At 38.3% G+C, this 20194-nt stretch carries 21 protein-coding genes; 8 read left to right on the top strand and 13 right to left on the bottom strand.

Annotation, left to right across the window (positions count from 1 at the left end):
- Positions 1–11: 11 nt before the first annotated feature.
- On the bottom strand, positions 12–1337 hold the full coding sequence (locus tag LLF28_01620) for a TolC family protein (protein ID MCE5194144.1): 1326 nt from the start codon (positions 1335–1337) through the stop codon (positions 12–14).
- Positions 1338–1339: 2 nt separating this feature from the next.
- Positions 1340–1915, bottom strand: a complete 576-nt coding sequence (locus LLF28_01615) for a TetR/AcrR family transcriptional regulator (protein MCE5194143.1) — start codon at positions 1913–1915, stop codon at positions 1340–1342.
- A 131-nt stretch (positions 1916–2046) separates the two neighbouring features.
- On the opposite strand from LLF28_01615, the gene LLF28_01610 reads away from it, so the two are divergent.
- The 4 genes from LLF28_01610 (at position 2047) to LLF28_01595 (ending at position 6039) form a co-directional block, all read left to right on the top strand.
- Positions 2047–2670 (top strand): PEGA domain-containing protein, encoded by a 624-nt coding sequence (locus LLF28_01610; GenBank protein ID MCE5194142.1) that lies wholly within the window; start codon positions 2047–2049, stop codon positions 2668–2670.
- 84 nt (positions 2671–2754) lie between these two features.
- On the top strand, positions 2755–3237 hold the full coding sequence (locus LLF28_01605) for a DUF3015 domain-containing protein (protein MCE5194141.1): 483 nt from the start codon (positions 2755–2757) through the stop codon (positions 3235–3237).
- A 60-nt stretch (positions 3238–3297) separates the two neighbouring features.
- Positions 3298–5193: a DUF4105 domain-containing protein gene (locus LLF28_01600; GenBank protein ID MCE5194140.1), complete on the top strand. Its 1896-nt coding sequence runs from the start codon at positions 3298–3300 to the stop codon at positions 5191–5193.
- 123 nt (positions 5194–5316) lie between these two features.
- The gene (locus LLF28_01595; protein ID MCE5194139.1) at positions 5317–6039 is read left to right on the top strand and encodes an alpha/beta hydrolase; all 723 of its coding nucleotides are present in this window, start codon (positions 5317–5319) and stop codon (positions 6037–6039) included.
- 61 nt (positions 6040–6100) lie between these two features.
- On the opposite strand, the gene LLF28_01590 is transcribed toward LLF28_01595, so the two are convergent.
- From LLF28_01590 to LLF28_01540, 11 genes are all read right to left on the bottom strand, one after another.
- Complete coding sequence (locus LLF28_01590) at positions 6101–6457, bottom strand: aspartate 1-decarboxylase (protein MCE5194138.1); 357 nt, start codon at positions 6455–6457, stop codon at positions 6101–6103.
- A gap of 8 nt (positions 6458–6465) precedes the next feature.
- Positions 6466–6744 carry an Asp-tRNA(Asn)/Glu-tRNA(Gln) amidotransferase subunit GatC gene (gatC, locus tag LLF28_01585; GenBank protein ID MCE5194137.1) on the bottom strand — a complete coding sequence of 93 codons (279 nt, stop codon included), beginning with the start codon at positions 6742–6744 and terminating at the stop codon, positions 6466–6468.
- A gap of 6 nt (positions 6745–6750) precedes the next feature.
- Complete coding sequence (locus tag LLF28_01580) at positions 6751–8871, bottom strand: UvrD-helicase domain-containing protein (protein ID MCE5194136.1); 2121 nt, start codon at positions 8869–8871, stop codon at positions 6751–6753.
- Between the two features lie 70 nt (positions 8872–8941).
- A complete protein-coding gene (glmS, locus tag LLF28_01575; protein MCE5194135.1) occupies positions 8942–10768 on the bottom strand; it encodes a glutamine--fructose-6-phosphate transaminase (isomerizing) in 1827 nt (608 codons plus the stop codon).
- An 18-nt stretch (positions 10769–10786) separates the two neighbouring features.
- Complete coding sequence (gene glmU, locus LLF28_01570; GenBank protein MCE5194134.1) at positions 10787–12163, bottom strand: bifunctional UDP-N-acetylglucosamine diphosphorylase/glucosamine-1-phosphate N-acetyltransferase GlmU; 1377 nt, start codon at positions 12161–12163, stop codon at positions 10787–10789.
- Positions 12160–12777, bottom strand: a complete 618-nt coding sequence (locus LLF28_01565) for a DUF502 domain-containing protein (GenBank protein ID MCE5194133.1) — start codon at positions 12775–12777, stop codon at positions 12160–12162. The genes glmU and LLF28_01565 overlap by 4 nt, the downstream gene beginning before the upstream one ends.
- 46 nt (positions 12778–12823) lie before the next feature.
- Positions 12824–14014, bottom strand: coding sequence for a bifunctional phosphopantothenoylcysteine decarboxylase/phosphopantothenate--cysteine ligase CoaBC (gene coaBC / locus LLF28_01560; GenBank protein MCE5194132.1), 1191 nt, complete (start codon positions 14012–14014; stop codon positions 12824–12826).
- Entirely contained in the window at positions 13983–14381 is a 399-nt protein-coding gene (gene rpoZ / locus LLF28_01555) for a DNA-directed RNA polymerase subunit omega (GenBank protein ID MCE5194131.1), read from the bottom strand. Before rpoZ ends, coaBC begins: the two co-directional genes overlap by 32 nt.
- 42 nt (positions 14382–14423) lie before the next feature.
- The gene (gene gmk, locus LLF28_01550) at positions 14424–15041 is read right to left on the bottom strand and encodes a guanylate kinase (GenBank protein ID MCE5194130.1); all 618 of its coding nucleotides are present in this window, start codon (positions 15039–15041) and stop codon (positions 14424–14426) included.
- The gene (locus tag LLF28_01545; protein ID MCE5194129.1) at positions 15025–15294 is read right to left on the bottom strand and encodes a DUF370 domain-containing protein; all 270 of its coding nucleotides are present in this window, start codon (positions 15292–15294) and stop codon (positions 15025–15027) included. Before LLF28_01545 ends, gmk begins: the two co-directional genes overlap by 17 nt.
- 30 nt (positions 15295–15324) lie before the next feature.
- On the bottom strand, positions 15325–16161 hold the full coding sequence (locus LLF28_01540; GenBank protein MCE5194128.1) for a YicC family protein: 837 nt from the start codon (positions 16159–16161) through the stop codon (positions 15325–15327).
- 118 nt (positions 16162–16279) lie between these two features.
- On the opposite strand from LLF28_01540, the gene ilvC reads away from it, so the two are divergent.
- The 4 genes from ilvC to LLF28_01520 are packed head-to-tail and all read left to right on the top strand — an operon-like array spanning position 16280 to position 20194.
- Complete coding sequence (gene ilvC / locus LLF28_01535) at positions 16280–17296, top strand: ketol-acid reductoisomerase (protein ID MCE5194127.1); 1017 nt, start codon at positions 16280–16282, stop codon at positions 17294–17296.
- A 4-nt stretch (positions 17297–17300) separates the two neighbouring features.
- Positions 17301–17930 (top strand): phosphatidylserine decarboxylase family protein, encoded by a 630-nt coding sequence (locus LLF28_01530; protein ID MCE5194126.1) that lies wholly within the window; start codon positions 17301–17303, stop codon positions 17928–17930.
- On the top strand, positions 17920–18714 hold the full coding sequence (gene pssA, locus LLF28_01525) for a CDP-diacylglycerol--serine O-phosphatidyltransferase (protein ID MCE5194125.1): 795 nt from the start codon (positions 17920–17922) through the stop codon (positions 18712–18714). Before LLF28_01530 ends, pssA begins: the two co-directional genes overlap by 11 nt.
- On the top strand, positions 18677–20194 hold the full coding sequence (locus LLF28_01520) for a 2-isopropylmalate synthase (GenBank protein MCE5194124.1): 1518 nt from the start codon (positions 18677–18679) through the stop codon (positions 20192–20194). Before pssA ends, LLF28_01520 begins: the two co-directional genes overlap by 38 nt.

The following is a 20194-nucleotide window of genomic DNA, read 5'->3' as shown; positions in this document are numbered from 1 at the left end:
GCCCTCTTTGCTTAATTATTTTTATTGTCAGCCTGAACAATTATATTTTTCAGAAGAATGCCTGCGGCTTTTTTTAATTTTAATACAGCAACCTGATAATTGTATTTTGCGTCAGCCAGTTGTCTCTCTGCTGTAACAAGAAGATTGTTTGCATCCATAACATCAAGACTGTTGGCTATTCCATACTGAAACTGTTTATTTACAGCATTGTAATTATCTGTGGCAAAGGCAAGCTGTGCTTCAAACTGCTCCATTATGCCTTTCTGTGTCTGCAAATCAAGGTATGCATTTTCTACCTCAACGCCTATTGCCTTTTTCTTGTCCTCATATAAAAGAACAGCCTGTCTCATTCTTGCTTCTGCCTCTCTTACTTCTGCCCTTCTGAGACCGCCTTCAAAAAACGGAAAATTCAATTTAACGCCTCCGTATACGCTCTCTTTGTTAACACTCGATGCCATTGGATCATCCTCTTTTTTTGAATAAACTCCTTCAATGGAAATCGTAGGCCAGTAAGCTCCTTTTGCGTAACTAACCTGATTTTCGTTCATCTTTTTCTGCATCTCGAGGCTTTTGAGCTCTGTTCTCTCTGAAAATGCTGTATGTTTCAAAATATTTATTGTTTCCATCCCCTTTATCTCTGTTATTGACTTGAAGCTGAAAGGAGTTTCCTTCAGTTCATATGGTCCGGTTATCCCCACAATTCTAGCCAGAATAGCTCTCGCAAGTTCAAAAAAATTTCTTGCCTTTATCTCCTCTGACTTTGCTCCGGCCAATTCTGCCTCTGCGCGTAAAAGAGTGGTCTTTGTTATTTCGCCAATCCTAAGCCTGATTGCAGCTGCTTCCCTGTATTTTGTCAGCCTCTCTACATTCGATTTTGTGATCTCGAAAGTTTTCTTTGCTCTGAGAACATCATAGTAAGCAGCAGAAACACTCAGGAGATAATTTTCTTTTAGCGCATTATAATCGTATTTGCTTTTTTCGATATTTTCCTTTGTGATCTGAAACGCCTTTAGCTCCCTGCCGTTAATCGTGAATGACTGATCAAGCCTGAAGCCCCATGTCTTTGAATTATCAGGCTGTATCAGCTGTCCACCCGAAGATGCGTATTTTTCTTCAGTGTATTTTGTATAACCGGCAAATGCAGACAGCTTCGGCAGCAAGGCTGCGACAGCCTTGTCCTTCGTTGTCTCTGCAATAAAAACATCTTCCTCAGATATTTTTATGCTTTCTGCCCGCTCTAGTGCAAGCTTATAAAGATCTTCCAGCGTATATTCGACTGCATAGGCATTTATCGTAATAAACAAGAAAACAATCACAAGAAAAAATATCTTTTTCACTTTTAATTCCTCCTTAAAAACCCGTTAAGTACAAGACTGCTGAATTCTTCAGGAACGTATAATGTTTCAGGGTCTATTACCATTGAAAGTGCATATCCTCGAAGAGCGCAGTTTATTACCTTTGCTGATTCTTCTACATTGCACTTCCGAAACATATCTGATCTTATTCCGTCTTGAATAATATCTTCTATATGCTGTCTCTGTATCTTAAAATATTTCCTTTTCACTTTTACGCCGAGAGTAAAACCAAGCTCTCTCCCTGATACTAAAATGAGCTGCCTGTATTTTTTAATATTGCTAACTGCAATAGATATGAAAGTTTTAAGGGCTTCTTCAGGGTCGTTAATAGACTTGAGGATTTCTCTGGTCTCTCTTGCCATAGTTTCCATGTTGGACTTCATAAGCGTAATGAACAGGTCTTCCTTATTTTTAAAGTAGAGGTAAATACCTCCGATGCTCATGCCGGATTCTTTTGCGATAGCGCGCATATTTGCCCGTGCATAACCGTACTCGGAGAATACTTTTTCAGCTGCACTGAAAATCCTCTTCTGTGACTCTATGCCTGAACGTTTGTTCATGTGAACCTGAGTTCAGTATAAATTATAAAAAAAAAACTGTCAAGAAAATTTATTAAAATAGCAGGAAAATTTCATATTGAAAAAATCTGTTTTTTTTGCTAATTTACAAAAAAAATTGGGAGGGGAAATTTATGCGTAAACAGTTATTTTTATTACTCCTTTTGTTATGTTGCAGTATTGTTTTGACTGGTTGTGCAAGTATAATATCAGGATCTACTCAAGAAGTGACATTTCAGAGTCAGCCAGAGGGCGCCACAGTTTCTGTTGACGGAAAACCTCTCGGGAAAACTCCATTTACAACAACTCTTAAGAAAAAAAACGACCAGAAACTTACATTTGAAAAAGAAGGATACAAGACCGAGACTATGCAACTTACTACACACCTGAACCCCTGGTTTTTTGGAAATATTATTTTTGGTGGACTTTTGGGATCTACAACAGATGGTCTTTCAGGATCAATACACGAATATGTTCCAGCTCAATATTTTATTCCGTTAACTCCTCTTGATAATACTCGCCTTGATCCCCTAACTGAGAAAAAAAATAAGGCAAAAAAATTTATTGTTTTAGAGTATAAAAACATAATGTCAGATATCTCAAGAGGCTCAGGAGAATATCTAAATTCGCTGATGGATTTATTATCTGTTGCTCCAACAGAACAAAAAGAAGCTACTACAAGGATAACTGCTTTGTCAGAGACACACAAAGACCCCTTGATTTTTGCAGACAAGATAATAGAACTTTATGTGAAATAAGTAATTGATACAAAAATCGACAAACAATTGACAAACGTTTTTTTCTATGATAAGGTTTAACATAAATTCTACAGGAGGTGCTTTATGAAAAGATTTTTAGCATTATTTGTAGCAGTTTCAGTTATGCTTGTTGTAGGCATCGCATTCGCAGGCACAGCCAAGGACAACACAGGCTGCGGACTGGGTACAATGTTATGGAAGGAATCAAGTTCAGCTGACGGATCAACCGTATCACAGTCTTTACAGGCAACCACAAACGGAACATTCGGCAACCAGACATTCGGGATTACAAGCGGAACATCAGACTGCAAACAGCCTGCAAAATTCGTAGAGAACAAAAAACTTCAAGAATTCGTTTCATCAAATCTTGATACTATTGCAAAAGAAATTGCAATTGGCAGAGGAGAAACTCTTGATGCAATGGCAGAGCTTATGGAGATTTCAGCTCCACAGAGAGCAGACTTCTATGCAAAGCTCCAGACAGGTTTTGACAAGATATTCACTTCTGAGAAGGTTGAGTATGCAGCTGTAGTAGACAGCATAGCAGCAGCATATTCTCAGATCTAATAAGGACTCTATTCTGATTTCGTTAATATTGTTTTGCGATTAGATAAAAAGGCATATGGAATGAGAAAAAATTTCATATGCCTTTTTTTTATACTCTTATTTGCTTTTATAAATGCATTTCATGCAGCAGCTGAAGAATCTTACCTCGAACAACTCTTAGAACTTTCTGAAGAAAAGAAACTATATGAAGATAGATACTGGCATACTCTTCTTCACTATAAAGCTGGAATTTTCGAAAAAAGAAGCCTGATCGATGATCCCAGATTTTTTATTGCTGATAATGGAAAGACAAACCCGCAATCAGAACTAAAAGAAACAATCAAAAGCTTTTTTTCAGAACAAATAAAGGATATCGAACACCCTCAGTGCAGGTTCATAGCCAGATACAACTGGCTAAAAGAAAAACTAAATATTGATGAAACTAAACTTCCAAAAGTTCAATGCACAGAGTATATTGAAGTGACTGGTAAGATGAAGCCAAAATCTGCAGCCTTTGTATTTCCCGGCTCTTTTATGAACAGACCGGCCTCTATGTTCGGCCATACATTCATACGAATTGACAGCGAATACCAGAGCAAATTGCTTGGACACGCAGTCAACTACTCTGCCTTTACCGGCGGAGGAGACGATATGCTCTATGCTATAAAAGGCGTTTTTGGATTTTATAAAGGATACTATTCTATTCTCCCCTACTACGAGAAGGTCAAAGAATATAATGATATAGATCAGAGGGATATGTGGGAATACATTATGAATCTGTCTGAGGATGAATTGAAAAAAATGCTTATGCATATATGGGAGTTGAAAAATCTCTACTCATATTACTATTTTTTTGACGAAAACTGTTCTTATAATATTCTTTTTCTTCTCGAGGCTGCCAGGCCGTCTTTAAATCTTACTGACAAGTTTGGTTTCTGGGTAATACCTATTGATACTGTAAGGGCTGTAAAAGAAAGTGGTTTAGTAGACTCAGTAAATTACCGCGCATCAAAAACAACAACAATAAATCATATATCATCTTTACTCGATGAAAATACCAATTCAATTGCACTTCAGATAATCAATGGAGAAACAGACCCAGAAACCTTATTGAACAACAAAAATCTAACTGTAGATGAAAAAACCCATGGACTCGATATTGCATCTGAAATGGTTCAGTATAAATATCTTAAAGGGGAATTAAATAAAGACGATTATCTTAAAAGGTTTTTGCACATTCTTAAAATTAGAAGCCAGCTGGGAAAAAGAGACGATAATTTTTATAAAATCCCCAACCCCGTTAATCCAGAAAACGGACATCTATCTAATAGGTTAGCTGTTGGGATAGGTGTTAAAAAAGACTACCTATTTCAAGAAATAAAAATAAGGCCGGCATATCATGATCTTCTCGATCCTGACGAAGGTTACAGGGAAGGTTCTCAGATTGTTTTCACAGATATCAGGGCAAGATATTATTTTGAGAATAAAAAATTCAAATTGGAAGGTGTGGACATTGTAGATATAGTCTCAATTTCTCCTATGACCGAATTTTTTAAGCCAAATTCATGGAAGATAAGCACAGGCATAACTCAAAAAATATTCAAGGATGGCAATGACCATGCTGTTTTATATGGGAATGGCGGGTATGGACTTGCATTTGAAGACAACTCAAAAGGGCTGTATTATATCCTTGCAGAATCAGATATCTATATAAGCAGGAAACTTGAAGATAAATACTCAGTCGGCATTGGTATAACACCCGGCATAATAAAACCCATAACCAGGTTTTGGAAAATTACTTTCTCGCTTGAAGCCCTTCATTATTTCGCAGGAGATAAAACAGATACGTACAAAGGCACATTCAATCAGAACTTCAGAATCAGCCAAAACAATAGCATCTCGCTTAATCTTTCGAGAATAAAGACTTATACAATATATCAAAGTGAAGCGATATTAAGTTGGAATCTGTACTTTTAAATGCTGTACTTTCTAAAGCATAAACTATCTCATCCGCTAGTTCTTCTTATTCTTATCTTTCTTATTACGTCTGGCTGTAATGGTTATTTTTTTTATCCTAGCAAGAATATGATTCCAAATCCAATGCTAGAAAAGTTTAATTATGAAGATGTATATTTTAAAACCCCTGACGGCCTGAAATTACACGGATGGGTTTTAAAACCAAAAGATAAAAGCATCGGGTTTATACTTTTTCTTCATGGCAATGCTGAAAACATAAGTACACACATCAATAGCGTGCTCTGGCTTGTTAAAGAAGAGTTCACTGTTTTTGCATTTGATTATAGGGGATACGGCAAATCAGATGGACATCCAACAATAGAAGGCGTGCATATAGATGCAGAAACCGCACTTGAGAAAGCATTATCAATGTCTGGTGAAAAAATATTTGTGTTTGGCCAGAGCGTTGGCGGAGCAATTGCAGTATATACAGTTGCAAATTCAAAATATAAAAATAATCTTAAAGCATTAATTATAGAGAGCACTTTTTCAAGTTACAGAGAGATTACAAGGGAAAAGGCTTCACAGATTATAATTACATGGACTTTCCAATACCCCCTGTCATTTCTTGTAAGTGATTATTACAGTCCTGTCAAATGGATAAAAAATATAAGTCCTGTGCCGCTTTTAATTTTGCATGGGGAATATGACAATATAGTACCTCTTCACCACGGTATTGAAATTTCAGAAAAAGCTGTAAATCCTAAAGATTTCTGGATTACAGAAACCAAAGGTCATATCCAGTCTTTTGCTGACAAGAAGATCAGGGAGAAATTTATTGAATACTTAAAGGAAAAATCTAATTGATTTAAATTTCTTTAAATCCACAAAGTTCAAGTTCAGATTAAGAGACAACTTCCAATAAATGCTAAGTAGTCTTCTTAATCCTGTTCTTTGAATCTACAATTATTATCTTTGGCTTGAAGTTTTTAAGAGTGTTCTCTTCGAGATATGCATATGAGAATATTATTATCTTGTCTCCAACCAGCCCTTTTCTTGCAGTAGGTCCGTTAAGGCAAAACATGCCTGAACCCTTTTTCCCGGGAATAGCATATGTCTCAAACCTCTCACCGTTATTTATGTTGCTGATCATGACCTGTTCGTATGGAAGAATGCCTGATTTTTTCAGGATATCTTCATCAATCGTTATACTGCCTTCATAGGCAATATTAGACTCTGTGACTGTTGCCATGTGAATCTTTGCTCTAAGCATGCATCTTAACATCTCTTACCTCACTCTATTATCTTTGGCACACGATAAAATTTATCTGTGCAGTCAGGCGCATTCATCAGCGCATCTTCTTTTGAAAGCGATTTATCTGGCTTATCTTCTCTCATCACATCGCTCAAGGAAAGCACATGCGAGGTCGGCTCGATATCTTTTGTATCAAGTTCATTCAGCGTCTCTATATGATCAAGAATATTTTCAAGCTGTTTGCCGAAAAGTTCTTTTTCTTTTTCTGAGATATTAAGTCTGGCAAGTTTTGCTACATATTCTACAGATACTTTCATATATTTTTATATTTTCTGGAGATTTGCGAATTTCAAGGCAAGCCTTTTAACTCCTACCTCCGGGAAATTGACCATCACCTTCTGCTCATGGCCTTCGCCGTAACATTCCCTAATTACGCCAACGCCCCATTTAGGATGTTTAACCCTGCTGCCAACAACATAAAGAAGTGATTTCTTGAAGGAAGCCGGCAAAACGGTAATTGTTTTTTTTGAAGAAAAAGCAGGAATAGGCTTTCGTGTTGATGACTTTTCGATCCAGTGATAACAATGCGGCGGAATATCATCAAGAAATCTTGACGGTTCCTGCTCCTGAGTCTTTGTATAAAGTCTTCTCTTTTTTGTTCCTGTGAGCCAGAGGATATCTTTTGCCCTGGTCATTCCAACATATAAAAGCCTCCGTTCCTCTGATATATCATCCTCGTTATTGAATGTCTTGAAATATGGCATTAATCCGTCTTCAAGCCCGACAACAAAGACTACAGGGAATTCCAGACCTTTTGTACTGTGCATTGTCATGAGAGACACGGCATTTTCTGAATTCGAATCGTCAATATTTGAAACAAGTGAGGCAGTATCGCTGAATTCCTGCATTGATTTGCCTTGCGCAGATGATATAAGTTCATCTACATTTTGAACCTTGTCTTCAGCCAGCGCATCCATGTACTCTGTTTTTTCTACTATGTCTTTAATCATGTCAGCAGCTGTTTTGTAGCTATCAGCATTTATTGATTCGATTAATTTTATGAAATCTGAAAGTTTTTCTTTTGCAGATGCTGCAACTGAATTGCTTTTGATTATGCCCTTGATTGAGCTGAAAAGACTGCATGTTTTCTTTTTTGCCTCATGTTCTATTTTTGAAAGCGTTGCAGCTCCAATCCCTCTTGCAGGCGTGTTTATTATGCGTCTTAAGCTGACATTGTCATGAGGATTAATTCCAAGCCGCATATAAGAGATTATATCTTTAATCTCTTTTCTCTGATAGAAACTTATTCCGCCCATTACACGATAAGTTATAAGTTCGCTCCTCAGTGCGTCTTCTATCGCTCTGGCCTGAAAATTAACGCGATATACAACTGCAAAATCCTTGTAATTGTGTTCGCCTTTTAAATAGAGCTCCTTTATAACGCTTGCTACCTGTTTTGCTTCTTCTTCTTCTGTGTTCAGCCAGCAGTGAAATACTTTTTCGCCTGTTCCTCTGTCTGTCCAGAGTTTTTTTGACTTCCTTGCTGTATTGCCGGCTATTACAGCGCCAGCTACATCAAGTATGTTCTGAGTCGAGCGGTAATTCTGTTCAAGTTTAATGGTTTTTGTTTTAGGAAAGTCTTTGTCAAAATTGAGAATATTGGCAACATCAGCTCCTCTGAATTTGTATATGCTCTGGTCGTCATCGCCAACTGCGCACATGCTGTCACTCTTGTCCAGAAGTTTTAAAAGCTTGTACTGTGCATAATTTGTGTCCTGAAATTCATCGATTAAAATATAATTAAATATACTGCGGTATTTTTTTAGTACTGCAGGATATTCCTCGAAAAGTTTCACTACTAAACCTATAAGGTCGTCAAAATCAACAGCGTTGCACCTTTTCAGCTCATCCTGATATCTCACATAAACTTTCGCAAGTTTTTCGTCAAAACCAAACCCATCGTTTGAAGACAGGAATTTGCTTGGACTGGTCAAGGAGGATTTAAGAGAACTTATTCTTGATACAACACCTCTATACATTGCCTCGTAAATCTTGAATTCTTTAAGGATATGGCGGACAAGACTGCACTGATCATCGTCGTCATATATCTGAAAATTACTAGTGTAGCCGAGCGCCTTAATATCATGTCTTAATATCCTGTTGCACTGTGAATGAAAAGTGCCGATCCATGAACCGTTAAGGTCTTTACCAATGAGACTCTCTATTCTTCCCTTCATCTCCTCAGCTGCCTTATTGGTAAATGTGACTGCGAGTATAGAGTTAGGGGATAATTTCTCACCTTTTACAAGATAGGCAAATTTATGCGTTATTACCCGTGTTTTACCGCTTCCTGCGCCGGCAAGCACAAGCAGAGGACTTCCTTTGTGCAGTACAGCTTCTTTTTGCTGTTTGTTTAGGTCTTTTAACAAGGTATCTTTTGACATTTTTAATACATGCTTAGAATAACAGATACATGCAGGATAAGTCTATAATTTATTATAATTCTATGCAAAATCACTCAACTGTAACGCTTTTGGCGAGATTTCTGGGCTGATCAACATCACAGCCCCTGAGAATTCCTATATGATACGCCAGAAGCTGCAATGGTATTGTAAGCAGAATTGTCATAAGAAATTGATTGGAGTTCGGAACATACATCTGGTACTCAGAACAAGTTATGATATCTGAATTGCCCTCGTCTGTTACTGCCATAATCTTTCCCCCTCTGCTCTTTACCTCTTGTATATTAGAGAGAATCTTTTCATAAAGCTTGCCCTTTGGCGCAAGGATAACTGAAGGCAGAGCCTCATCAATAAGCGCTATTGGCCCGTGTTTCATCTCTCCTGCAGGATAGCCTTCAGCATGAATATAGGAAATTTCCTTAAGTTTTAAAGCGCCTTCAAGCGCTATTGGATAATTTATTCCTCTTCCAAGATAGAGAAAATCTTTTGCCTTAAATAAATCTTTAGAAATCTTTTTTATCTCAGGGTCTGATTCAAGAACTTTTTCTGCCATGCCTGGCAAAAACAGCAGATCTTTAAGAAGCGCTGCTGCTGTGTTTTTATCAATTGCTTTTTTGGCTCTTGCAAAACCGACTGCAAAGAGATAAAGCCCTAGAATCTGGGTCGTAAATGCCTTTGTTGATGCAACTCCTATCTCAGGCCCTGAGTGGGTATAAAATACTGCATCTGCCTCTCTGGAAGATGTGCTTCCCACAACATTACATATGCTTAGCACTTTGCAGTCAAGTTTCTTTGCCTCTCTCTGCGCTGCAAGAGTATCCGCAGTCTCGCCTGATTGTGTTATTGCAATAAGAAGACTTTCCTTCCCGGCAATAGGATTCCTATATCTGAATTCCGAAGCTATATCCACCTCAACAGGAACTCTAGCAAGTTCTTCTATCATGTATTTGCCAACCAGGGCTGAATGCCATGATGTTCCGCATGCAACTATGAAGACCTTTTCTATTTTTAAGAGTTCGTCTTTTTTAAGACCGAACTCTTCCATGTTAACTTCACCGCTCTCAGGATAAAATCTTCCTCTTAGAGTGTCTCCTATTGCCCTTGGCTGCTCAAATATTTCTTTAAGCATGAAATGTTTATATCCACCCTTCTCAGCCATTGAAGGACTCCATGATACTGACACAACCTCTTTTTGAATCGCAGTTCCGTCAAATCTGGTTACCATTACACCATCATCGGTTATAATAACCATCTCATCTTCATCAAGGAATATTACGTCCCTTGAGTGAGCAAGAAATGCAGGGACATCCGAGGCAAGAAAATATTCTCCTTCACCTAATCCTATAACGAGCGGGCTGTCTTTTTTAACTCCAACAATCTTGCCGGGTTCTTTCTCATCCATTACAGCAATTGCAAAAGCCCCTTTTAGCTGACCAAGCGCTTTTCTGACAGCATTTTCCAGAGAACATCCTTCAGAATATTTTTCTATCAGATGACATATCACCTCTGTGTCAGTATCAGAAGTGAATTTATATCCTTCATCAATGAGCTGTTTTTTGAGCGTTAGATAATTCTCGATTATTCCATTATGAACAATAACAATGCCGTTCGATCTGTGCGGATGGGCATTATCTTCTGTTGGTTTTCCATGAGTTGCCCATCGTGTATGGCCTATTGCTGTATGACTTACAGGTTTATCAAGATCTATTGCTGAGCAAAGGTCTTTTATCTTTCCTTTACGTCTACGGACTTCTATTCCTTTGCCATTGAAAAAAGCTATGCCAGCAGAATCATATCCCCTGTATTCAAGCTTCTTAAGCCCTTCAAGAACAATAGCGACTGCATTCCGTTTTCCTGTGTATCCAATTATCCCGCACATTTTATTGTCCTCTTAAAGTTATCTGACCTTTTTGTTCTTCTTAGACGCCCAATTTTTGATATGCCTTTGCTCTGTCCTGCTGACTGCAAGCGACATTGGCGGTACATCCTTCGTTATTGTGGAACCAGCGCCAATATATGCGCCCTTCCCGATCTTTACAGGTGCAACCAGCTGAGTATCGCTGCCAACAAATACATTATCTTCAATTGTAGTTTTATGTTTATTCATGCCGTCATAATTGCATGTTATTGTTCCTGCTCCGATATTTACAGACTTGCCTGTGGAAGCATCTCCAATATAGCTGAGATGAGATGCCTTTGTTTTATCTCCGATTTTTGATTTTTTTATCTCTACAAAATTCCCTATTTTTGCGCCTGAACCAATCTCAGAGCCGGGTCTTATATGTGCGAAAGGACCTACAACAGCTTTTGATTTAATTGTTGAACTCTCGATAATTGTTGAATCCTTTATAACAGCATTATCATTAATTGCGCTGTCAATAATTCTCACATTAGGGCAGATCACACATCCCTTCCCGATCTTTGTCTTTCCTTCAATATGAACGTTTGGATATATTCTAGTTCCTGCGCCTATTACAGCTTCAGGGGAAATAAATGCCAGATCAGGATCTATAAATTCAACACTCTTTTCCATCCATTTACTATTAAATCTTTTCCTCAGCATTTTTTGAGCTGATGCAAGTTCAATGCGCGTATTAATCCCTGACATCTCTTCTTCAGAACCGATGCAAAAAGCTCCGACATTGTAGCCATGATCCAGCCCGATACGGATTATGTCAGTAAGATAATATTCCTTCTTTTTAAGATTTATCGGTATTTTTCTTAAGAGTTCCAGCGCCTCTGATTCTATTGCGTATACCCCGCTGTTAACCTCATTTATTTTTTTCTCTTCATCTGATGCATCTTTTTCTTCAATAATCCCTGAAACGTTTTCCGAATAATCCCTGATCACCCTTCCATATCCAGCTGGATTGTCAGGTTTAAATGAGATAAAAGATATATGTTTATCTTTTTTAGAATGCAATTCCAAAAATTTTCCTAAAATCTGAGGGGTAATCAAAGGTGTATCTCCATTTACCACCAACACAGTGCCTTTAAATCCCTTAAGCGGCTCTTTGGCGCTTAGAAGCGCATCAGCAGTGCCTTTAGGTTGTTTCTGCAAGGCGAAAAAAATTTTTTCTGAATTTATGGAATTCTTTATCTCTTTAAAATGTTTGCCTGCAACAACAGTAATCTTGAAAGGTTTAAGCATGCTGACAGAATCAATAACATACTGAATCATATGCTTGTTGAAAATTTTATGGAGCACTTTGGGCAAGGAAGAGTTCATTCTCTTTCCTTGTCCGGCCGCAAGTATAACAACTGCTGTCTTCATTCTTTTGCCTCTTTTATTATTCCAGGAGTCGATATCCCTCCTGATAGTATTATTTTTATGCCTTCTTCTATTGATATGTCAGTATTAAAAACATCCTTCTCATCAAAAAGCACTATTTCACCAAGATAAAGATTGTTCGTTGGTATATAAACTGCCCTAAGAGATGTTTCATTGCCGCTGTTTTCTGTTTTAACTGTTTTATCTTTTGTGAGAAAACCAAATGCAAAGGCGCCCTTACGGGGATATTCAACTATAACGAATTTTTTGAATGAACTTTTCTCATTCGGTGCAAAACCGTCAACAAGCTGTTTTATAGCAGTGTACACTCCTTTAAATACAGGTATTCTTGCAAGCGTGAAATCAAAGAGTTCAAGCGTTTTTTTGCCGAATACATTTGTTGATACTATGCCGATTAGAAAAATAAGTATTATTGCGGATATGAAACCAAGACCTGGAATTTTATAGCCAAGAAAATTTGTCAGCATTGGACCCAGCAGGCCATCGACAAAATGAAAAAACCATAAAATAACTAAAACAGTGACAACAGCAGGGATGGAAACAACAAGCCCTGCAAGAAATTTTCTTTTTAATGTTGCACGAATATAAGAAATCATATTTTTTATATTAAAGCTATAAGCGTAAAGATTGCAAGATTATTGGTTATAAATGTTTTAAGGCAGCATTAAGAATTTCCTCTGATGCGTCTTCCTTTGTCATTAGAGGCAGGGCAGTCTCATTGTTTCTTTCGACTATTGTTATTCTGTTAGTATCCACATCAAATCCTGCACCAGAAGATGTGACATCATTAAAAATAATTATATCTACATTTTTTTCAACAAGTTTTTTCCTTGCCCTGTCAAGTCTTTCCCCTGTTTCTGCAGCGAAACCAACAAGTACAGGCCTGCGTTTTAATTGTCCAAGCTCAGTCAGAATGTCAGGATTTTTTTTAAGTTTAATATCAAGCACATCTGATTTTTCGATCTTTTTAGCATGTGTTTTTTCAGGAAAGAAATCAGCAGGAGCTGCTGCCATAATAACCATATCAGCATCCTTGAGATTACTGAAAACAGCATTCTTCATCGCTGCTGCAGTTTCAACAGGAACAAATGACTTAAGCCCACGAGGAGTTTTTAATGAAGACGGACCGCTTATCAGAATGACTTCTGCTCCTCTTCGCATGCTCGCAATTGCAAGTGCATAACCCATCCTGCCTGATGAACGGTTAGAAATATATCTTACCGGGTCAAGATACTCTCTTGTTGGTCCGGCTGTGACAATTACTTTTTTTTTTGAAAGGTCTTTATTTGATAAAGAAGATTTTATTGCATCAATTATTTCACACACCTCTGACATTCTGCCGATGCCATCTTCACCGCATGCCAGTGTTCCTTTTTCCGGTCCAATCTGAATTACACCAAGCGCCAAAAGACGATTAAGATTTTCCTTAAATATAGGATGTTCGTACATCCTCCAATTCATGGATGGAGCAATTATTATCTTTCCCTTGAATGAAAGAAAACATGTGCTAAGCAGATCAGCAGCAATGCCATTTGCGAATTTTCCTATTATGTCAGCAGTTGCCGGAGCAATGACCATTACATCTGCATCTCTCGAAAGACTTATATGTGACATTGGGTCGCCGAAAAGATCTGAGAATACGCTGTTCTCAGATGCGATCTCCAATGATAGAGGAGTTACAAAATATTTAGAGGCATCAGTCATTACCACAGTAACCGATGCCCCTTCATCTTTTAATCTTCTTGTGAGTTCAACTGCTTTATATGCTGCCGCTCCTCCGGTAACCCCGAGAAGTATCTTTTTATTCTTCAGCAACTTCGTCTTGTCTTTCACCAAAAAGCTCTTCAAGCGCTTTTTTGTCTATACTCTCTCTCTCATGGAGATAGACCTTCAAGTCTTTCTCTAGCTCTGTTAGTTCTTCAGGGGTAGCTTCTTTTCTCTTTTCCTCTAAAAGCTTCCTGTAATCAAACTTTTTAGCCTCTTCCCTGGCCTTCCTTGCCTCTTCACCAACCACAAATTCAAGTTTGTCTTTAACAGCTTCCTCAATTGCAATTGTCGTGATTTTTTTAGACTTGGTCTGTACTTTTGGCTTGCCTCCTGCGGCAAGCTCTTTTGCTCTCTGCGAAGCAACCATTACAAGCCTATATCTTCCATCGATCTTTTTTTCATCGATCTCAACCGGCAGTGAAATTATATCCATCTACTCCTCCTAAATAGTCTTAACTTTCAAAGCTCTAATACTTTATTTCAAAAAATGTTTTTTTATCCATTCTTGATTGATATTCTTTGTACGAAGCCCTTCAATTAAAATAATCCCTATAAGTTTATCAAGGGCGCTCTCAAATATGTCGTTAATTATAACATAATCATACATTTTATAGTCCTTAATCTCTCCAACAGCCCTTCTCAGCCTTTTTTTAATCTCTTCATCAGAATTTGCCATTCTTTTTTTGAGACGCTCTTTGAGAATTTTCATTGATGGAGGGAGAATAAATATATATATGCCTTCAGAATATTTCTTTTTCATCTGTTTTGCGCCCTGGGTATCAATATCAAGCACTACATTAATTCCGCTGTTAAGCATTGACTCCAGTCTCTTTTTGGATGTGCCGTACAAATTGCCGTGAACTCTCGCCCATTCCAAAAATCCACCTTTTTTTGCCATCTTAAGGAATGCATCTTCTTTTATGAATGTATAATCTCTGTTATTAACTTCTGTTTTTCTCTTTTGTCTCGTAGTGTATGAAACTGAATGCTGGATATTCGGCAGGATTGCACTTATCTCATTGCAGAGTGTTGTTTTTCCTGCGCCTGATGGTGCGGATACGATGAAAAGACTTCCCCTATTCTTCCTCTTCATCCGCAGTTACCTTACCATTTGAAAATCTCTGAGTTATGGTCTCAACCTGTAAAGCGCTTAGAATTATATGATTGCTGTCAGTGACTATTATTGCGCGAGTTCTTCTTCCTTCTGTTGCATCAACAAGCCTTCCCTGTTTTTTTGCCTCATCCTTGAGTCTTTTCATTGGCGCTGAACCGGGTGTTACTATAGCAACAACTTTTGAAACAGAAACTACATTGCCGAATCCTATATTGACCAACACCGAGCTTATATCACCTCTCTTCATATTCACTCCTTCTCATCACTGAATGTTCTGTGCCTGTTCTCTGATTTTTTCTATCTCGCTCTTCATCTCAATAACAAAAGATGAGATTTTATAGTCGTCTGTTTTTGAACCAACTGTATTGGATTCCCTGTTAAGCTCTTGCAACAGGAAGTCTAGCCTTTTGCCTATTGTATCACCATTGGAAAGAATTTTCCTGAACTGCTTAAGGTGATTATCTATTCTTATTATCTCCTCTGTAATATCTATTTTCTCTGCCAGAACAACAATCTCGTGTGTGATTCTGTCTTTATCAGTCTGGATCTCATCAAGAAATTCTTTTATCCTTTCATTGATCTTAATCTTGAATTTATTTTCAGCTTCAGGGCTCAGCTCCATTAATTGTTTATTCAAAGATTCAAGGTGATCAATCCTCTTGACAATATCTTCCTGTATAGTCCTGCCTTCGTTTCTTCTCATTTTTTCGAGCTGATCCATTGCCTGGTTGAAAGCATCGTAAAGAGATGAGATGTTATATTCAGGCTCTTCTGAAATCAAAAACTCTTTATAAGCAAGCATTGCATTAATCCCTATTTCTTCAGAAATTGCTAAGTCAGTTTTCATGAAATTGAGGTTGTCATATATCTCTTTTGCCAGAGCTGTATTCACCTTGAGCTTAAGTTTTGAATAATCCTTTAATGTTACTGTTGCATCAAACTTCCCTCTTGAAAATCTCTCTTTGAGAAGATTCCTCAAAGGTATCTCATGCTCGCTAAGCCATGGCATAAGCCTCATAGAGATATCTGTAAACCTGTGATTAAGAGAGCGTATCTCTATCCTGAAACCGTCTTTTTCCGAAGCACCAAATCCTGTCATGCTCTGTATCATCGTGTGCTAAATATAAAACAGTTGTAATATTTAGTCAAATTTAATGAAAATTTTTTAAATCTGTAATATAATAGTCACTTCCAAATCAACTTATTCGGAGGTTTTCATGGTTAAGATTTATTATGATAAAGATGCAAAAGCAAGCATCCTTAAAAGCAAGAAGATTGCAGTCGTAGGTTATGGAAGTCAGGGGCATGCTCATGCCAACAATCTGAAGGAAAGCGGCATGGATGTTATCGTGGCAGAAACAAAAGGCGCAAACTGGGATAAGGCTAAAAATGCCGGATTCACAGTATTATCAGCGTCAGAAGCTGCTAAACAGGCAGATCTGATAATGATACTCGTTCCTGATGAATATGCAGCTGACATTTACAAGACTGAGATAGCGCCTAACATAAAAAAGGGGACATATGTAGGTTTTGCACATGGATTTAACATACACTTTGGCCAGATTGTTCCTCCACAGGATGTTAATGTACTAATGGTCGCACCAAAAGGACCCGGACATCTTGTCCGCTCAGAATACACTAACGGAAGCGGTGTTCCATGCCTGATTGCTGTTTATCAGGATCCTTCAAAAGATACAAAGGATATTGCACTTGCCTATGCTTCTGCAATAGGCGGTGGAAGAGCAGGAATCATCGAGACAACATTCAAAGAAGAAACAGAGACTGATTTGTTTGGCGAGCAGGTTGTGCTCTGTGGAGGACTTACCTCGCTCATTCAGGCAGGATATGAGACGCTTGTTGAAGCAGGTTATTCACCAGAGATGGCTTATTTTGAGTGTCTGCATGAGGTAAAGCTCATCGTTGACCTTATATATGAGGGGGGAATCTCGACAATGAGATACTCAATAAGCAATACAGCCCAGTACGGAGACCTTGTAGTTGGACCAAGAATAATCACCGAAGAAACAAAGAAAGAGATGAAAAAGGTGCTCTCTGAAATACAGAACGGTCAATTTGCAAGAGAATGGCTGCTTGAATGCAAAGCAAACAAGCCTGTGTTCAATGCACTCACTAAAAAAGGCGAGCAGCATCCTATAGAAGAAGTTGGAGCAAGACTGAGGGCAATGATGCCTTGGCTCAAAAAAGGCAGACTCGTAGATAAATCAAAGGCATAATACAATGCTGAAATTTGCTCCTGAAGGTTATTTCTTTATTGCCTTTTTCGGTATTGCAACAATAATCTCTTTTTTATTACAGGGATCATGGTTCACAATTCTCCCTTTTCTTCTGACTATGTTCATGTTTTATTTTTTTAGAGATCCTGAAAGGAAAATCCCTGAAGAAGGAGACATATTTGTTTCTCCTGCAGACGGAAAGATAATTGTGATAAAAGACACATTCGAAAATGAGCATTTGAAAACGGATGTGAAGCAGATAAGCATATTCATGTCTCCATTGAATGTACATGTCAATCGTGTGCCTTGTGATGGAACTGTTAAAACTGTTAAATATATCCCAGGTTCCTTTAAGGCCGCATATAAAGATGAAGCGTCTCTGAAAAATGAGAATATTGCTATGGTATTTGAGAGCAGGTACGGCAACATACTTTTAAGGCAGATTGCTGGGTATATTGCAAGAAGAGCTGTATGCAGAGTAAAAGCGGGTGATTCTCTAAAACGCGGCGAGCGTTATGGGATCATAAAATTCAGTTCAAGGGTTGATATATATCTGCCAAAAAATATTGATATCAAGGTGAAATTAGGTGATTCAGTAAAAGCAGGAGAAACTATAATAGGCCATGTATCTTAAAAAAGTTCGCGAACTAAAACCCAAGAAAGGCGTCTATCTGCTTCCCAATACATTAACGCTCTGCGGAATGTTCTGCGGGTTTTACTCTATTCTGTCTTCGATAAACGGCAATTTTTTGCATGCTGCATGGGCGATTGTTCTGGCAACTATCTTTGACGGATTGGACGGCTGGATAGCAAGGCTCACTAACACATCAACCCGTTTTGGCATTGAGCTTGATTCATTATCTGATCTTGTTGCATTCGGTGTTGCACCGTCAATAATGATATACAAGTGGTCGCTTATCCCATTTGGCAGGCTTGGCTGGGCAGCAGCATTCCTTTTTGTTGCATGCGGCGCATTAAGACTTGCTCGTTTCAATATACAGACCGGCACAACCGGATCAAAGGCATTTAAAGGAATGCCTATTCCTGCTGCAGCGGTCATTCTTTCTTCTATAGTGATTTTTTATTACGAATTCTGGTCAGGAAGACCTGATATAAATGAATTTTTCCTTACCATCACAATGCTTCTTTCCCTTCTTATGGTCAGCACATTCAGATATCACGGGATAAAAGAAGTAGATTTTAAGGAAAGAAAACCTTTCTGGGCGCTGATTGTCTTTGTCCTTTTTTTATTTATGCTGCTGGTACGGCCGTCAATCACAATATTCATTTTTGCAATGTCATACCTGATCTGGGGTATAATCGAAAATATATTAATCTTCATAAGAAAATTAATATCAAAACCTGAAAAAATAACAGAACATGCAGGGAACAGTGATGAGACAGGTAAAAATATTTGATACAACATTAAGAGACGGCGAACAGTCACCTGGAGCATCCATGACTGTGGATGAAAAAATACAGGTCGCAAAACAACTTGCGCGTCTTGGCGTTGATATAATCGAAGCAGGATTTGCAATAAGTTCTCAGGGTGATTTCGATGCTGTGAAGCGCGTATGTGAAGAAGTAAAAGGACCCGTTGTATGCAGTCTTGCAAGGGCAAAGGAAGAAGACATAAAACGCGCAGGGGAAGCCCTGAAGAATGCACCTAAAAAAAGAATACACACTTTCCATTCAACTTCTGACATACATCTTAAATATCAGTTCAGAGTAAGCAGAGAAGAGGCGCTCAGGCGCTCTGTTGAGATGGTAAAATTTGCGCGCAGTCTTGTCGCTGATGTAGAGTTCTCTCCAATGGATGCCACAAGAACTGATCTCGTATATCTTCTTGAAGTGGTTGAGGCAGTTGTGGAAGCAGGAGCATCAACCGTAAATATTCCTGATACTGTGGGTTATACAACTCCTGAAGAATTCGGGGGAATAATAAAGACAATAAGCGACAAAATCAAAGAAAGGGCGGTTATTTCTGTACATTGTCATAATGACCTTGGGCTTTCGGTTGCAAATTCATTGTCCGCAATAATCAACGGCGCCGGTCAGGTCGAATGCACGATAAACGGGATTGGCGAAAGAGCAGGAAACTGCTCTATGGAAGAAGTAGTCATGGCATTAAGGACACGCAGAGACTTCTTCAATGCTGATACCAATATCAACACAAAAGAGATCATTCGCTCAAGCAGGCTGATAACAAAAATAACCGGAATCACAGTCCAGCCCAATAAAGCGATTGTAGGAGCAAATGCATTCGCACATGAGTCCGGCATACATCAGGACGGTCTCTTAAAAGAAAAGACCACTTACGAGATAATCAGCCCTGAAAGCATAGGTCTTCAGAGTACAAAATTAGTTCTAGGAAAACACTCAGGCAGGCATGCATTCAAGACAAGGCTGAAGGAACTTGGGTATGATCTGAATGAAGAAGAGATTGAACGGGCTTTCCAAAAATTCAAAAATCTAGCAGACCAGAAAAAATCGATATTCGATGAAGATATTGAGTTTATAGTTTCAGAAGAAACTTCAAAGCTGGAAGAGATATACAGCCTTGTAGGCCTCTCTATTGTCAGCAGAATGAAAAAAACACCTAAGGCAACTATAAAGATGAAGGTCAGAGGCAAAACAGTGCAAAGGACATCTGAAGGAGACGGACCTGTTGATGCAACTTACAAGGCAATCTCGCTCACAACAAAGACAAAAAGCAAACTCCAAAAATTTGAGGTAAAGAGCATTACAGGCGGAACAGATGCACTTGGAGAGGTTATTGTAACTCTTGAAGAAAACGGAAAAACTGTAAGAGGAAATGGCGCTGACACTGATATTATTGTAGCCGCTGCAAAGGCATACATAAATGCCCTGAACAAACTCGCTTCAAAAAAGAAATAA

Source organism: Nitrospiraceae bacterium (genome assembly GCA_021373015.1).
In the GTDB taxonomy this organism is placed as follows: Bacteria; Nitrospirota; Thermodesulfovibrionia; order Thermodesulfovibrionales; family UBA1546; genus JAJFTJ01.
Note: the sequence above shows the minus strand (reverse complement) of the source record. Positions and strands in the feature narration are given on the sequence as shown.

Coding starts and splice junctions, on each gene's coding strand:
- LLF28_01615 (MCE5194143.1), bottom strand. CDS start 1,915: ATGAACAAACGTTCAGGCATAGAGTCACAGAAGAGGATTTTCAGTGCA.
- LLF28_01610 (MCE5194142.1), top strand. CDS start 2,047: ATGCGTAAACAGTTATTTTTATTACTCCTTTTGTTATGTTGCAGTATT.
- LLF28_01605 (MCE5194141.1), top strand. CDS start 2,755: ATGAAAAGATTTTTAGCATTATTTGTAGCAGTTTCAGTTATGCTTGTT.
- LLF28_01600 (MCE5194140.1), top strand. CDS start 3,298: ATGAGAAAAAATTTCATATGCCTTTTTTTTATACTCTTATTTGCTTTT.
- LLF28_01595 (MCE5194139.1), top strand. CDS start 5,317: ATGCTAGAAAAGTTTAATTATGAAGATGTATATTTTAAAACCCCTGAC.
- LLF28_01590 (MCE5194138.1), bottom strand. CDS start 6,457: ATGTTAAGATGCATGCTTAGAGCAAAGATTCACATGGCAACAGTCACA.
- gatC (MCE5194137.1), bottom strand. CDS start 6,744: ATGAAAGTATCTGTAGAATATGTAGCAAAACTTGCCAGACTTAATATC.
- LLF28_01580 (MCE5194136.1), bottom strand. CDS start 8,871: ATGTCAAAAGATACCTTGTTAAAAGACCTAAACAAACAGCAAAAAGAA.
- glmS (MCE5194135.1), bottom strand. CDS start 10,768: ATGTGCGGGATAATTGGATACACAGGAAAACGGAATGCAGTCGCTATT.
- glmU (MCE5194134.1), bottom strand. CDS start 12,163: ATGAAGACAGCAGTTGTTATACTTGCGGCCGGACAAGGAAAGAGAATG.
- LLF28_01565 (MCE5194133.1), bottom strand. CDS start 12,777: ATGATTTCTTATATTCGTGCAACATTAAAAAGAAAATTTCTTGCAGGG.
- rpoZ (MCE5194131.1), bottom strand. CDS start 14,381: ATGGATATAATTTCACTGCCGGTTGAGATCGATGAAAAAAAGATCGAT.
- gmk (MCE5194130.1), bottom strand. CDS start 15,041: ATGAAGAGGAAGAATAGGGGAAGTCTTTTCATCGTATCCGCACCATCA.
- LLF28_01540 (MCE5194128.1), bottom strand. CDS start 16,161: ATGACAGGATTTGGTGCTTCGGAAAAAGACGGTTTCAGGATAGAGATA.
- ilvC (MCE5194127.1), top strand. CDS start 16,280: ATGGTTAAGATTTATTATGATAAAGATGCAAAAGCAAGCATCCTTAAA.
- LLF28_01530 (MCE5194126.1), top strand. CDS start 17,301: ATGCTGAAATTTGCTCCTGAAGGTTATTTCTTTATTGCCTTTTTCGGT.
- pssA (MCE5194125.1), top strand. CDS start 17,920: ATGTATCTTAAAAAAGTTCGCGAACTAAAACCCAAGAAAGGCGTCTAT.
- LLF28_01520 (MCE5194124.1), top strand. CDS start 18,677: ATGCAGGGAACAGTGATGAGACAGGTAAAAATATTTGATACAACATTA.